We start from the raw sequence: 14,482 nt of genomic DNA, 5'->3' as shown, positions 1-14,482 counted from the left end.
TGGGCTCGCCCCAGGAGCGTATCGCGTTGATGACGACAGTCAACGGTTCGCGATAGCCTGACGGGGTCCACTCGGGCGAGCCTCATGGCGGGCCGCATCGGGCGCGAGGAGGGAAGGTACCGGCGATGACCGCATTCTCGCTCGAACCGGAACAACTCGCCTGGTGCGAACGGCTGCGGGCCCTGGCCGCCGAGCGCCTGCGCCCGCTCGCCGAGAAGGGCGAACCGGGCCGGGTCAACCGGCCCCTCGTCGCCGAACTCGGCACCCTCGGCCTGCTGCCCCGCCTGTTCACCTCCGGTGCGCTCGACCTGTGCCTGATGCGTGAGTCCCTGGCCCACGGCTGCACCGAGGCGGAGACCGCCCTCGCCCTCCAGGGCCTGGGCGCCCACCCCGTGCACGCCCACGGCGCCGAGGAACTGCGGGCCCGCTGGCTGCCCCGGGTGGCGGACGGCACGGCGATCGCGGCGTTCGCGCTCAGCGAGCCGGGGGCCGGATCGGACGCGGCGGCGCTCTCCCTGACCGCCGACCCGGACGGCCCCGGCCGCTGGCGGCTCACCGGCGAGAAACGTTGGATCTCCAACGCGCCCGAGGCCGACTTCTACACCGTCTTCGCCCGCACCACCCCCGGCGCCGGCGCCCGCGGCGTGACCGCCTTCCTGGTGCCCGCCGACCGTCCGGGCCTCACCGGCACCGCCCTCGACATGCTCTCCCCGCATCCCATCGGGGCCCTCGCCCTCGACGCCGTACCGGTGACCTCCGACGACCTGCTCGGCGAGGTGGACCGCGGCTTCCGGGTCGCCATGAACACCCTCAACCTGTTCCGGCCCAGCGTCGGCGCGTTCGCGGTCGGCATGGCGCGGGCGGCATTGGACGCCACCCTCGAACACACCGCCGGACGCGAGGCGTTCGGCGGTCGGCTGAGCGAGCTGCAGGCGGTGTCCCACCAGGTCGCCGAGATGGCGCTGCGCACGGAGGCGGCCCGCCTGATGGTGTACGCGGCCGCCACGGCGTACGACGCGGGCGCCCCTGATGTCCCCAGCCGTGCCGCCATGGCCAAGCTGCTGGCCACCGAGACCGCGCAGTACGTCGTCGACCGGGCCGTCCAACTGCACGGCGCGCGGGCGCTGCAACGCGGGCACCTGCTCGAACACCTCTACCGCGAGGTCCGTGCCCCCCGCGTCTACGAGGGGGCCAGCGAGGTCCAACGGGACATCATCGCCAAGGAGTTGTACAAGAGCCTGGAGGGCCGATGACCACCGAGCGCGTCAACCCGCCCGAGCTGTCCCCACCGGCCGGTTTCTCGCACGCCGTCGTCGCCACCGGCTCCCGGGTGGTGTTCCTGGCCGGCCAGACCGCCCTGGACGGCGACGGAAAGGTCGTCGGCGACACCCTGCCCGAGCAGTTCACCCGGGCCCTCACCAACCTCCTCACCGCCCTGCGCGCGGCCGGCGGCACCCCGGCGGACCTGGCCCGCGTCACCGTCTACGCCACCGACGTCGCCGCGTACCGCGTCCACGCCCGCGAACTCGGCCGCGTCTGGCGGCGATTGGTCGGCACCCACTATCCCGCGATGGCGGTGGTCGAGGTCGTCCGCCTGTGGGACGAGCAGGCGATGGTGGAAATCGACGGCTTCGCCCTGCTGCCCTGATGCCCCTCGTCCACGCAGTGGAGCGACAGGACGTCACGCTGGTCCAGGACTGAACGAGCGGCACCCGCCACGCCGTTCTGCCGCGGCCCGGAAGTCTGTCGGCGCCGGTTCTGCCGTCCCCGGGCATGGACGGGCGGGCGGCAGGCCCGGCAGGCTGACCGCATGGTCTCACTCAGCCACACGGTGGTGCTCGCTCCCGTTCCGCGCGCCTGGCTCGTCGACGCTCTCGCCGCTGTGGTGGAGTCGGGGGAGAGCAGCAGTGTGGAGGCGGGACGGGTACTGCTGCCGGACGGGGGCGTGCTGCCGGACGTGCGGCTGATCGAGGGGCGTCATCTCCGGCCCGGTGCGGTGTACGACGCGGTGCTCGACGAGAACGAGGGCAAGAGCGAGAACGGGGACGGGGACGGGCCCGGCACCGCGGCCGGGGGCGCGGAGAAGAAGCGGACGCCGGAGGACCCCGGTGAATCGGTCCGGATCACCGTGCGGGAGTGGGACCGGCGCCGTGCGCTGCGGCTGGGGATCGCCGTGTCCGGGGCGGACGCCGTCCTGGTGGGGGAGGGGACCCTGCGCAGCCCGGACCGGCCGCGCGAGGCCGAGATCAAGGGGAGTGCACGCATCGACGGCGTGTGGTCCGCGCTGTCCCGGCCGACGGGCCGGGCCCGGCTGCGGCTCGACGACTGGTGGACCGCCACGGACACCGGACGCGCCCCGCGCTCCGCGCCGCTCCGGGCCCGGCTGGAGTGCGGCGCGGCGCGGGCGGAACTGCGGGCGGTACCGCGGCCGGACCCCGTCGAGGACAGATGGGAGGTGACGGTCACCGTACGGATACGAGGCCGCCGCCTGTTCCGCCCGGTGGCCGCCCTCGCCCTCCGCCTGGGCCGGCGACGACTGCAACGGGCCCTGACCGACGCCCTGGAGGACCTGGCCGTGCACTGGAACACCGAGGTGCCCCGCCTCACGGCGATGGGCCGCGACGACATCCGCCGGGAGATCCTGCCCACCGCCTGAGACGAGCAGACCCGGCCGCCCCGCGACCCGGACTCGCCGGAACTGCGAACCTCACAGGAATCACAGTTCGTTGGCCGGCCAGGCCAGCAGGCGGGCGCCGATGACCGCCGTCTGGAGCATGTAGCGGTGCGCGGGCTCCGAGGGGTCGGCGCCGGTGAGCTTGTGGATGCGTTCCAGACGGTACGTCAGTGCCCGCACACTCAGCGAGAGTCGGCGGGCCGCCTCCGCCGCGACACAACCGGAGTCGAAGTACGCGGTGAGCGTGTCGAGGAGGGGCTCGGCACCGCCCCGGGCCGTGGTGAGCGGACCGAGGGTGTTGTGGACCAGATCGGCCATCGCCTGGCGGTCGCGGGCCAGGACGGGGTACACGAGCAGCTCGGCGGCGCGCAGCAACGGCTCGTCCAGCCCCAGCCGTTCGGCTATCTCCAGGGTGCGCAGGGCCTCTTCGTAGGAGTGGACGACACCACCGGGCCCGGACTGCGGGCGGCCGATGGCGACCTGGCCGCCGTCGGTCGCGGCGTGCGCCTGCTTGGCGAAGTGGGTGAGCACCTCGCCGTGGTGCCCCGGCGCGACGCACAGCAGCCGCCCGTCCTTGGTGGTGAGCAGGATGCTGCGGTCACCGAACCGGGCGACGAGGGCCTGCTCCACCCGCCGCGGCACGGCGTCCCCCTCGTCGTAGGCGACGGGGCCCCGGGCGACGGCGACGGCGTGCGCCTGGGACAGCCGCAGCCCGAAGCGGTCGGCGCGTTCGGCGAGCCGGCCCAGGTCGCTGCGCCCGTGGAGCAGATCGTCGATGAACTCCCGCCGGGCCGCCTCCTCCCGACGGACCGCCAGCCGCTGCGCCCGCTCGTAGCCCTCGGCGAAGGCGTCCACGGCCTGCTGCACGGCGGAGAGCGCCGCCTCGGCCGAGTCGGTGTGGCCGCGCGGCCAGGCGTCGCGTGCGGCGGTCAGATGGGTGCGCACCAGGGCACGCAGTCCGAAGCCCGCCTCCGCGGCGCGTTCCCCCAGCGCTTTCCGGGAGGCCAGCTCGTCCCGGGAGAGGCGCCGACCGGTGGCCGCGACCTCCTCCAGGATCTGGGCATAACCTTCGAGATATTCCTCCGGAATCTCCCGCTCCGCCACATCGCCCCTTCGATTTTGACGCACCCTTGACGCCGTCTTGATGCGTCGTTGATGCCCTACTCGGCATGAAGACCCTAGTGAACATTGCCGGGTTCCGGCAATGCGCGGACGGATCGGTAACGGGCAACATGGTCCGCGGGGAGCACCGCGGATGGTTCCGGTGCCCGGCACCGGCAGGCGTCGGGCACCGAACCCGAGGGAACCGGTGCTGCCACCGGTACGAGCCGCGAACGGGAAGGGGGGAACGGGGATGCACTTGATCGCAGAGGCCGCCACGGGCCTGCCCACCCTCCTGTTCACCGCGGCCCTCGTCGTGGCGGCCTGCTTCTGGCTGCTGGTGGCCGTGGGTGCCACCACCCCCCACGCCTTCGACTCGGACGCGGATCTCGACGCCTGGGGGATGGGCGGGGTGCCGGTCGCCCTCGCGCTCTCCCTGCTGGCCCTGTTCGCCTGGCTGCTGGCCACCGGCGCGACCGTGCTGCTGGCCGTCCACGTCCCCGACGGGTCCGCCGCGAGGTCGCTGCGCCTGCCGGTCGTGTTCGCCGCGTTGCTCGCCGCCTGGCGGCTGACCCGCTTCTTCGTGCGCCCGTTGCACCGGCTCCTGCCCGACGAACCCGAGCCGTCCCGGTAGTTCCGCGGGCTCGGCGGGAACCGGGGCGGTGCGCCGCACGTGTCTCGTGACGGAGCCGCTCCACGGCTCCCGCGCAGGCCGGGCGTGTCACGCGACCACGCCGCACCACCACGCTGTACGAGCCGTCCGGGCTCTCCGAGTTCGCTGAATTCTCCGAGTTCGCTGGGATTTCCGATTTCTCCGAGCCGAGCCGCACCGGGGGAGGCTCCGCCCGCTCCACTTCTCGACGCCCGGCGTCGACCTGTCACTTCTGTCCGTCACAAAGCCCTGAAGGACGTGTCCCATGGATGCTGCCACCGTGGGTGTCGCCGTGCTCGTCGGCGTCTGCCTGCTCCTCGTGTTCGCCGCCCTGTTCGTCATGACCAAGCTGTTCCGCAAGGTGGAGCAGGGCAAGGCGCTCATCGTCTCCAAGATGCGCAAGGTCGACGTGACCTTCACCGGGCAGGTCGTGCTGCCGGTGCTGCACAAGGCCGAGGTGATGGACATCTCGGTGAAGACCATCGAGATCACCCGGGCCGGCAAGGAAGGCCTGATCTGCCAGGACAACATCCGCGCCGACATCCGCATCACGTTCTTCGTCAAGGTCAACAAGACCGTGCAGGACGTCATCAAGGTCGCCCAGGCGGTCGGCACCGCGCGGGCCAGCGACCGCAACACCCTGCAGGAGCTGTTCCACGCGAAGTTCTCCGAGGCGCTGAAGACCGTCGGCAAGCAGATGGACTTCACCGACCTCTACACCAAGCGTGAGGAGCTGCGGTACCGGATCATCGAGGTCATCGGGGTCGACCTCAACGGTTACCACCTCGAGGACGCGGCGATCGACTTCCTGGAGCAGACGCCGCTGTCCCAGCTGGACCCGGGCAACGTGCTCGACGCGCAGGGCATCCGCAAGATCACCGAGCTGACGGCCATCGAGCACGTCCGCACCAACGAGGCCCAGCGCGGCGAGGAGAAGGAGATCACCCGGCAGAACGTCGACGCGCGGGAGGCGATCCTGGAGCTGGAGCGCCGCCAGGCCGACGCGGAGATCAAGCAGCGCCGGGAGATCGAGACCGTACGGGCCCGGGAGGAGGCCGAGACGGCGCGGGTGGTGGAGGAGGAGCGGCTGCGTGCGCAGAGCGCCTTCCTGCGCACCGAGGAACAGCTCGGCGTGCAGCGCGAGAACCAGGCCCGCGAGGTCGCCGTCGCCGCCAAGAACCGCGAGCGGGTCATCGCGGTGGAGAGCGAGCGCATCGAGAAGGACCGGATGCTGGAGGTCATCGCCCGCGAGCGGGAGACCTCGCTGACCCGGATCGCCGCCGACAAGGAGGTCGAGGCGGAGAAGCGGGAGATCGCCGAGGTCGTCCGGGAGCGGGTCGCGGTGGACCGCACGGTCGCCGAGCAGGAGGAGTCGATCAAGAAGCTGCGGGCCGTGGAGGAGGCGGAGCGGCAGCGCCAGGCCGTGATCATCGCCGCCGAGGCCGAGGCGCAGGAGAAGCTGGTCAAGGACATCAAGGCCGCCGAGGCCGCCGAGCAGTCCGCCACGCACCGTGCCGCCGAGGAACTGACCCTGGCCGAGGCCCGGTTGAAGACCGCCGACCTGGACGCACAGGCGAAGCTGCGGATGGCCGAGGCCATCCAGGCGGAGGCCGCCGCCGAGGGACTCGCCGCCGTGCAGGTCCGCGACAAGGAGGCCGAGGTCATCGAGAAGGCCGGCCGTGCCGAGGCCGAGGCGGCCGAGGCCCGGATGCGCGCCGAGGCCGAGGGCGCGCGGGCCAAGGCGCTCGCGGACGCGGAGGCCATCAGCGGGAAGCTCAGGGCGGAGGCGGCAGGCCTCACCGAGAAGGCGGCGGCGATGGCCGCGCTGGACGAGGCGTCCCGCGGGCACGAGGAGTACCGGCTGCGGCTGGAGGCGGAGAAGGACATACGGCTCGCCGGCCTGGAGGCGCAGCGGCAGGTCGCCGAGGCGCAGGCCACGGTCCTCGCGACCGGCCTGGAGGGCGCCGACATCAACATCGTCGGCGGGGAGTCCGTGTTCTTCGACCGGCTGATGTCGTCGATCTCCCTCGGCAAGAGCGTCGACGGGTTCGTCCAGCACTCCCGGACCGCCCAGGCCCTCGCCGGGCCCTGGCTGGACGGCACGGCGAGCTTCACCGACGACCTGAGCCGGATGCTGGGCTCCGTCTCCAGCGCCGACGTGCAGCACCTGACGGTGTCCGCGCTGCTGATGCAGCTGATGAAGGCGGGCGGCGAGAACACCGGACAGCTTCAGCAACTGATCGAAAAAGCTGGGGAGTTGGGACTTGCGGACACCCCGCTGGCCGCGCTGAACGGCCACGCGAGGGTCTGACGAGCCCGACCACCCCCATCGGGAGCCGCCGCACAGGGGACGGCGGCTCCCGACCGCTCCCTCCCGAGAGGCGGCCATGAGCACCGGCACCCACGAGACGCCCGACACCCGCGCCCACGCCCCGGCCGACACCGAAACCGGTACCGGCCCCGCCGCCGGCTTCCACGGGTCGGTCGACGGCGGCACCTACCAGGTGCTGCGCGACCGGCTGTCCGCGCAGGCCGCCGAACTGGCCCGCCGCACCGAGGCGTTGAACCGGCAGAGGATCGAGGCGTTCGGCTCCGCCGAACTGCGCCTCACCGGCACCGAACGACTGCGCACCGACCGCACGAGCGTGCCCCGCGACATCGTCGCCGTGGGCGACGTGCTCCTCTTCGGCTACGGCGCCCAGCCCCGCCCGGACACGGACACCGCCGTCGGGGACGTCCTCGCCGTCCACGACCGCGACCTGGGCCGGCTGCCCGACGACGCCGTGCCCGGACTGCTCGACGACCCCGCCTTCGTACGGGAGTTCGCCGCGCTGCACCGCTACTACCGCCAGGCACGCCTGCTGCGGCTGCGCCGCGTGGACGGCAGACTGCTCGCCGTCTTCCAGACCGGCGAGAAGGCCGGCGACATCCGCGTCCTGCGCTGGTCGGTGACCGAGGACGGCCGGGCCGCCTTCCTCGACGCGCGCGGTGACCGCGACCACGCGCGCACCCCGGCTCCGGACATCGAATGGACCCGCACCACCCGCGAGGACCACGTCCTCGGCCGGCACCCGCACGTCTCCGTCCAGGGCGAGGTCTTCGTCGACACCCTCGGCGGCACGCTCACCGTCAGGACGCAGAGCGACACCGAGACCCCCGACGGCATCCACAGCGAACCGGTCGACGAACCGCTCCAGTCCCTCGCCGACGCGGAGATCGCCTACGCCCGCGTCGGCGCCCTGATCCTGCTGCGCGTCCTGCCCTACAAGGAGACCGCGCACCGCCACCTCGTCTTCAACACCCTCACCCGGACCGTCGTCCGCCTCGACGGCGTCGGACAGGGCTGCCGGCGCCTGCCCGAGGACCAGGGCATCGTCTTCCCCGGCGGCTACTGCCTGGCCGCCGGTCCCCACAAGACATACGAACTCGACACGACAGGCATGGAGTTCGAGCGCGAGGTGCGCTCACCCAACGGCGAGGACGTGCTGTACGCCTTCCACGCACCCGGCCGTGGCCGCTCCCTGCTGCTGTCGTACAACGTGATCCGCGAGGAGGTCGCCACCCCGCTGACCTGCCACGGCTGGGCCCTGTTCGACGACGGCGCGCTCACCCTGCTGCGGCCCGACGGCGACGAACCGGCCCGCGTCCACCCGCTCCAGCTGTGGCACTCGCCCTACGTCTCCGACACCCACGCCGCCGCGCAGCCCGTCGGCGACGGCCCCCTCGACCGGGTCGGCAACGCCGACCTCGTACGCGGCGTCTCCGACTGCCTGTCCCTGGCCCGCTCCGTCACCGAGACCACCCCGACCACCGAGGTGTACGAGGCCCTGGTCGCCGCCTGCGTCCGTACCGCGGACGCCCACCACTGGCTGGCCGACCCCGGACTCGGCGACCTGCACGCCCCGTTGGAGCAGGTGCGCGGCACCGCCGAACAGGTCCTGGCCGAGTTCGAGACCGTACGCGACCTCTCCCGCCGGGCCGCCGAAGCACTCGACGAGGCAGCCGCCCGCATCGCCTCCGTGGTGCGCCGGCTGCGTGGAGAACAGCCCCGCGAGGCCACCGCCTGGGTCGCCGGACTCACCGAACTCCGCCACGCCCAGGGCCATCTGCTGACCCTGAAGGAGATGCGGTACGCCGACCACGCCCGCATCGACGAACTCGCCGCCGACGCCGGCCACGACCTCGCCTCCTTCGGGCAGCGCGCGGTCACCCACCTCGCCCACGAGGACGCCTTCACCGCCCACCACGCCGACGTCGAACGCCTCGTCGCCGACGCGGAGACGATCACCGTCGCCGCCGAGGCGGCCCCGGTCGCCACCCGCCTGGACGAACTCGCCGACGGACTGCGGACGGTGACCGAGGTCGTCGCCGGTCTCGACATCGGCGACGCGACCGTCCGCACCGCCGTACTGGAACGCGTCGCCGAGGCCCTCGGCGGCGTCAACCGCGCCCGCGCCACCCTCGACGCCCGCCGCCGCGGCCTGCGCGACCGGGAGGCGCGCGCCGGATTCGCCGCCGAGATCGCCCTGCTCGGCCAGACGGTCACCGGCGCCCTCGCCACCGCCACCGACCCCGAGACCTGCGACGAACAACTGACCCGCGTACTGGCCCAGTTGGAAACCCTGGAGTCCCGCTTCGCGGAGTTCGACGACGTCCTCGGCGAACTCGCCGACCAGCGCACCGAGATCTACGAGGCCTTCGCCGCCCGCAAACAGAGCCTCACCGACGCCCGCGCCCGTCGCGCCGAACAGCTCGCCTCCGCCGCCGACCGCGTCCTCGCGACGATCGCCCGCCGCTCCACCACCCTCGCCGACACCGACGAGGTGAGCACCTACTTCGCCTCCGACCCGCTGGTCGCCAAGGTCCGCCGCACCGCCGGTGAACTGCGCGAACTCGGCGACCGGGTCCGGGCCGAGGAACTCGACGGACGCCTCCGCTCCGCCCGGCAGGAAGCCGCCCGCGCCCTGCGCGACCGCACCGACCTCTACGCCGACGACGGCCGCGCCATCCGCCTGGGCGGCCACCGCTTCGCCGTCACCACCCAGCCCCTCGACCTCACCGTCGTCCCGCACGGCGACACCCTCGCCTTCGCCCTCACCGGAACCGACTACCGCAGCCCCGTCACCGACCCCGCCCTCACCGACGGCCGGCGCCACTGGGAGCGGCACCTGCCCTCCGAGTCGCCCGGGGTCTACCGCGCCGAACACCTCGCCGCCCGCCTCCTGCACGAGCACGGCCCCGACGCCCTGAACGGCGCCGACGACCTCGAGGCACTGGTGCGCCGGGCCGCCGAGGAGGCCTACGACGAGGGGTACGAGCGCGGCGTCCACGACCACGACGCCACCGCGATCCTCACCGCCGTGCTGCGCCTGCACGACGGGGCCGGAGTCCTGCGCCACGAGCCCGCCGCCCGCGCCCTCGCCCTGCTGCACTGGACCCACGCCACCACCGCCGAGGAACGCGCCGACCTCACCCGCCGGGCCCGCTCCCTCGCCCGGGTCCGCGACGCCTTCGGGCCGCCCCCGGCGCTCGCCGAACTGCACACCGAACTCGCCCGCACGATCGCCGACCGGCACCCCGACACGACCGCCCGACCGGAAGCCTGCGCCGCCTACCTCTTCGACGAACTCACCACCGGCCCCGACGGGTTCGTCATCAGCGCGCAGACCCGCACCCTGCTCGACAAGTTCCGCCGCACCGTCGCGACCGAGGCCTACGACGAGGACCTGCCCGCCCTCACCGACCTCGCCGCCCGCCGCCAACTCGTCGAGGCCTGGCTGTCCGCGTACGCCACCGCCACCGGCACCCGCCTCACCCCCGGCGACCTCGCCGAGGCCGTCGCCGCCGAACTCTGCCCCGGCCGGCCCCGCCACGAGTCCGACGCGCCCCTCACCACCACCGTGGAGGGCCTGCTCGGCACCCACCCCCGCATCACCGACCGGCGCCTGGCCCTCCGCCTGGACGAATTCCTCGCCCGCACAAAGGAGTTCAGGGAGCACGACACCCCCGCCTTCCGCGCCTTCCAGCGCCGCCGCACCGCCCTGGTCGACGCCGAACGCACCCGGCTGCGCCTGGACGACCACCGCCCGCGCGTGATGTCGACCTTCGTCCGCAACCGCCTGGTCGACGAGGTCTACCTCCCCCTCATCGGGGACAGCCTCGCCAAACAGCTCGGCACCACCGGCGAGTCCGCACGCACCGGCACCGGCGGACTGCTGCTCCTGGTCTCCCCGCCCGGCTACGGCAAGACCACCCTCATGGAGTACGTCGCCGACCGGCTCGGCCTCGTCCTGGTGAAGATCAGCGGCCCCGCGCTCGGCCACACGGTCACCTCCCTCGACCCGGCCGAAGCACCGAACGCCACCGCACGCCAGGAGATCGAAAAGATCAACTTCGCGCTGGCCGCCGGCAACAACACCCTCCTGTACCTCGACGACATCCAGCACACCTCGCCCGAACTCCTCCAGAAGTTCATCCCGCTGTGCGACGCCACCCGCCGGGTGGAAGGCGTGTGGGAGGGCGAGCCGCGCACCTACGACCTGCGGGGCAAGCGGTTCGCCGTCTGCATGGCCGGCAACCCGTACACCGAGTCCGGCGAACTCTTCCGGGTGCCCGACATGCTGGCCAACCGCGCCGACGTGTGGAACCTCGGCGACGTCCTCACCGGCAAGGAAGAGGCCTTCGCGGCCAGCTTCGTGGAGAACGCCCTCACCGCCAACCCGGTGCTCGCCCCGCTCGCCGGGCGCGACCGCGCCGACCTCGACCTGCTGATCCGCCTCGCCGAGGGCGACCCCACGGCCCACGCCGACCGGCTCACCCACCCCTACGCCCCCACCGAACTGGACCGCGTCCTGGCCGTCCTGCGCCACCTGCTCACCGCCCGCCGCACGGTCCTCGCGGTCAACGCGGCCTACATCGCCTCCGCCGCCCAGTCCGACGACGCCCGCACCGAGCCGCCGTTCCGCCTCCAGGGCTCCTACCGCAACATGAACAAGATCGCCCAGCGGATCCAGCCGGTCATGAACGACGCCGAACTCACCGCCGTCGTCGACGACCACTACACGGCCGAGGCGCAGACCCTCACCACCGGCGCGGAGGCGAGCCTGCTCAAACTCGCCGAGCTGCGCGGCACCCTCACCCCCGCGCAGGCCGACCGCTGGGACGAGGTGAAGGCCGCCCACCTCCGCACCCGCACCCTCGGCGGCCCCGACGACGACGCCCTCGCCCGCGCGGTCGCCGCCCTCGCCCTCCTCGGCGACCGCATCGCCGCCGTCGAGTCGGCCATCACCCGCGCGGCCGGCCCCCGGAGCGCCGGCCGGAGCCCCTCGGGAGATCGGAACGCCATCTGAGAGAACTGTGAATTCCCTTAGAAGAAAGGAGTTTATCTACGCGCGGAGATGGTTCGGTCGAATGACCATTCAGGCATTACGGGCGGCTTTTCGCCGAGGTGTTACTGACGAGTTTCAGCCCTGCTAAAAGAGTGGTTGCTTCAACAACCAACCGCTCTTTCCCCGCACTTCGAAGGGCTGACCGCTATGTCAGTGCGTTCTCTCCGGGCCTCCGTGTTGGCCTTCGTCATGGGTGCCGCAGCCGTCCTCGGCATGGCGCAGCCGGCCTCGGCGGCCGGCCACAACTACGTCGCTCTCGGCGACTCCTACTCCTCCGGCGTGGGCGCCGGAAGCTACACGTCCGAGAGCGGCGACTGCAGACGCAGCACCAAGGCCTACCCCCAACTCTGGGCCGCTGCGAACGCCCCGTCCTCGTTCAGATTCGTCGCCTGCAGCGGCGCGACCACGAGCAGCGTCTCCAGCGGTCAGCTGGGCGCGCTGAACGCATCGACCACGCTCGTCAGCGTCACCGCGGGCGGGAACGACATGGGCTTCGCGGACGTCATGCAGGCCTGCGTGCTGCAGAGCGAGGCGACCTGCGTCAGCCGCGTCAACTCGGCCATCTCCCTCATGAACAGCTCCCTCCCGGGCAAGCTCGACACGATGTACGCCAACATCCGCTCGCGTGCCCCGCAGGCCCGCGTGGTAGTCCTGGGGTACCCGCGCTTCTACAAGCTCTCGGGCAGCTGCATCGCCGGACTCACCGAGACCGAGCGCGGCGCGATCAACAACGCCTCGGACGTGATGAACGGGGTGATCGCCAAGCGGGCGGCCAACTCCGGGTTCGCCTTCTCCAGCGTGGTGGACGAGTTCACCGGCCACGAGATCTGCTCGGGCGACGCGTGGCTCCACAGCGTGGACTGGCTCAACATCAGCAACTCCTACCACCCGAAGGCCATCGGCCAGTCGAGCGGCTACCTGCCCGCCTTCCGCACCTCGGTCTAGCCAGGGCCTGACATTCGGGTGGTGCCGGGCGCGCAGGACCCTGCACCACCCGAACCGAGCCCCCGAGCAGCCCCGCTCCCCTCCCACCCCGCGCGCGACGCCACCCCCGGCCCGACCCGCGGACACCGCACTACGGGTCCGCCACGTACAGCGCGGCCAGTTCCTCCGGCGTCCGGGGCCCGGCAGCCGTGTCGGCCGGCAGACCCCGGGCGCGGAGCAGGCGCGCGGCCGCCACACCCCACGGCAACCGCAACCCCGCCGCCGCGAGGAGATCCGTGCGGGCCAGCATCGTGGGCGCCGGGCCGGTCCGCACCCCGGACGGCGTGAGCAGCGCCGCGTCGTCGGCCCAGCGCAGGGCGAGATCCACGTCGTGGGTGGCCATGACGACCGTGGTGCCGTTCGCACGCAGCCCGTCGAGGGTGGCGAGCAGCCGCTCCTGGCCGTCGGGGTCGAGGCCCGCCGTCGGCTCGTCGAGGATCAGGACCCGGGGCCGCACGGCGACCGCGCCCGCGATCGCCGTCCGCTTGCGCTGCCCGTAGGACAGCAGATGCGTGGGACGGTCGGCGAGAGCGGTGATGTCCAGCGCCGCCAGCGCCTCCGCCACCCGCGCCCGCACCTCCGCGTCGGACAGCCCGAGATTCAGCGGCCCGAACGACACGTCCTGGCCCACGGACGCCGCGAACAGCTGGTCGTCGGGATCCTGCACGACGAGTTGCACGGTCGTCCGCAGCCGGGTCAGCCCCTTGCGGTCGTACCGGACGGGCCGCCCCGCCACGGTCAACTCGCCCTCGCGCGGGCGCAGTCCACCGCTCAGCAACCGCATCAGCGTCGTCTTGCCGCTGCCGTTGCGGCCCAGCAGGGCGAGCGCACGCCCCTCCCGCACCTCGAAGTCGAGGCCGGTGAGCACGGCCGGGCCGTCCTCGTACGCGAACGACGCGCCCCGCAGGGCGACCAACGCGGGCCCGCTCATGACAACTGCCTTTCCAGGACGAAGGTGAGGGCGGCCAAGGCCGCCAGGAGGGCCAGGCTCCCGACCGTGAAGCGCACCGAGACCCGCGCCTCCGGCACCAGCACGCGCAGCGTGCCGTCGTAACCGCGCCCGGCGAGCCCCGTCTGCAGCCGCGCCGCCCGGTCGAAGGACCGGACGAACGCGGTCGCGCCGAGCCCGCCCAGCGAACGCCACGTGGCTGCCCGGCTGGTGTGCCCGAGCCGGGCCGCCTGAGCCTCCCGGACCCGGCGCACCGAGTCGAGCAGCAGGAAACTCATCCGGTACGTCACCAGCGCCACGTCCACGAGGGGAGCGGGCACCCCGGCCCGTACCAGGCGCGGCAGCAGATCCGACATCGGCGTGGTGAAGGCGAACAACAGCACCCCGAGGGAGGCCGCCGAGGTGCGCAGCAGCAACTCCCCGGCACGCGACGGCCCGTCGTCGGCCCAGGCCACGAACCCGTCCGGCCCGCCCACCTGCACCAGCAGCGTCAGCGCCCCGGTCACGCAGAAGCCCAGCGGCACCCGGTAGGCACGCCACAGCCGCCGGCCCGGCACCCCCGCCGGGCCCAGCAGCACCGCGAGCGCGGTCAGCAGCACCAGGGCCGCTCCCGGCCAGGGCGGCAGCGAGATCGCCAGCACGGTGAGCCCCAGCCCGAGCACGGCCTTGTCCACGGGATGACGGCGGCGCCAGCGACTGCTGTGCGCCGCCGCGTCGATCGGCAGCACGGGGGA

At 72.9% G+C, this 14,482-nt stretch carries 10 protein-coding genes; 7 read left to right on the top strand and 3 right to left on the bottom strand.

From position 1 onward, the window contains the following. The first annotated feature begins 125 nt into the window (after window positions 1-125). The 3 genes from JL475_RS28410 to JL475_RS28400 all read left to right on the top strand — a co-directional run bounded on the left by JL475_RS28410 (window position 126) and on the right by JL475_RS28400 (window position 2,656). Entirely contained in the window at window positions 126-1,253 is a 1,128-nt protein-coding gene (locus JL475_RS28410; RefSeq protein ID WP_202280819.1) for an acyl-CoA dehydrogenase family protein, read from the top strand. After that, window positions 1,250-1,648: a RidA family protein gene (locus JL475_RS28405; protein WP_202280818.1), complete on the top strand. Its 399-nt coding sequence runs from the start codon at window positions 1,250-1,252 to the stop codon at window positions 1,646-1,648. The genes JL475_RS28410 and JL475_RS28405 overlap by 4 nt, the downstream gene beginning before the upstream one ends. 162 nt (window positions 1,649-1,810) lie before the next feature. Continuing rightward, window positions 1,811-2,656: a hypothetical protein gene (locus JL475_RS28400; RefSeq protein ID WP_202280817.1), complete on the top strand. Its 846-nt coding sequence runs from the start codon at window positions 1,811-1,813 to the stop codon at window positions 2,654-2,656. Window positions 2,657-2,716: 60 nt separating this feature from the next. Here JL475_RS28400 and JL475_RS28395 read toward each other — a convergent pair whose 3' ends face one another. After that, on the bottom strand, window positions 2,717-3,778 hold the full coding sequence (locus JL475_RS28395) for a CdaR family transcriptional regulator (RefSeq protein ID WP_202280816.1): 1,062 nt from the start codon (window positions 3,776-3,778) through the stop codon (window positions 2,717-2,719). A 250-nt stretch (window positions 3,779-4,028) separates the two neighbouring features. Between JL475_RS28395 and JL475_RS28390 the strand changes: the two genes are divergently transcribed. The 4 genes from JL475_RS28390 to JL475_RS28375 all read left to right on the top strand — a co-directional run bounded on the left by JL475_RS28390 (window position 4,029) and on the right by JL475_RS28375 (window position 12,760). Continuing rightward, window positions 4,029-4,409: a hypothetical protein gene (locus JL475_RS28390; protein ID WP_202280815.1), complete on the top strand. Its 381-nt coding sequence runs from the start codon at window positions 4,029-4,031 to the stop codon at window positions 4,407-4,409. 283 nt (window positions 4,410-4,692) lie between these two features. Next, on the top strand, window positions 4,693-6,738 hold the full coding sequence (locus tag JL475_RS28385) for an SPFH domain-containing protein (protein ID WP_202280814.1): 2,046 nt from the start codon (window positions 4,693-4,695) through the stop codon (window positions 6,736-6,738). A 76-nt stretch (window positions 6,739-6,814) separates the two neighbouring features. Continuing rightward, window positions 6,815-11,776, top strand: a complete 4,962-nt coding sequence (locus JL475_RS28380; RefSeq protein ID WP_202280813.1) for a DNA repair ATPase — start codon at window positions 6,815-6,817, stop codon at window positions 11,774-11,776. 186 nt (window positions 11,777-11,962) lie between these two features. Continuing rightward, on the top strand, window positions 11,963-12,760 hold the full coding sequence (locus tag JL475_RS28375; RefSeq protein ID WP_202280812.1) for an SGNH/GDSL hydrolase family protein: 798 nt from the start codon (window positions 11,963-11,965) through the stop codon (window positions 12,758-12,760). Between the two features lie 130 nt (window positions 12,761-12,890). Here JL475_RS28375 and JL475_RS28370 read toward each other — a convergent pair whose 3' ends face one another. Both JL475_RS28370 and cbiQ read right to left on the bottom strand, forming a co-directional pair. Beyond that, the gene (locus JL475_RS28370) at window positions 12,891-13,730 is read right to left on the bottom strand and encodes an energy-coupling factor ABC transporter ATP-binding protein (protein WP_202280811.1); all 840 of its coding nucleotides are present in this window, start codon (window positions 13,728-13,730) and stop codon (window positions 12,891-12,893) included. After that, on the bottom strand, window positions 13,727-14,476 hold the full coding sequence (gene cbiQ / locus JL475_RS28365; protein WP_202280810.1) for a cobalt ECF transporter T component CbiQ: 750 nt from the start codon (window positions 14,474-14,476) through the stop codon (window positions 13,727-13,729). Before cbiQ ends, JL475_RS28370 begins: the two co-directional genes overlap by 4 nt. Window positions 14,477-14,482 lie beyond the last annotated feature (6 nt).

It is taken from the genome of Streptomyces sp. M2CJ-2 (genome assembly GCF_016757295.1).
Taxonomy (GTDB): Bacteria; Actinomycetota; Actinomycetes; order Streptomycetales; family Streptomycetaceae; genus Streptomyces.
This window is presented reverse-complemented; position numbering and strand designations above follow the sequence as displayed.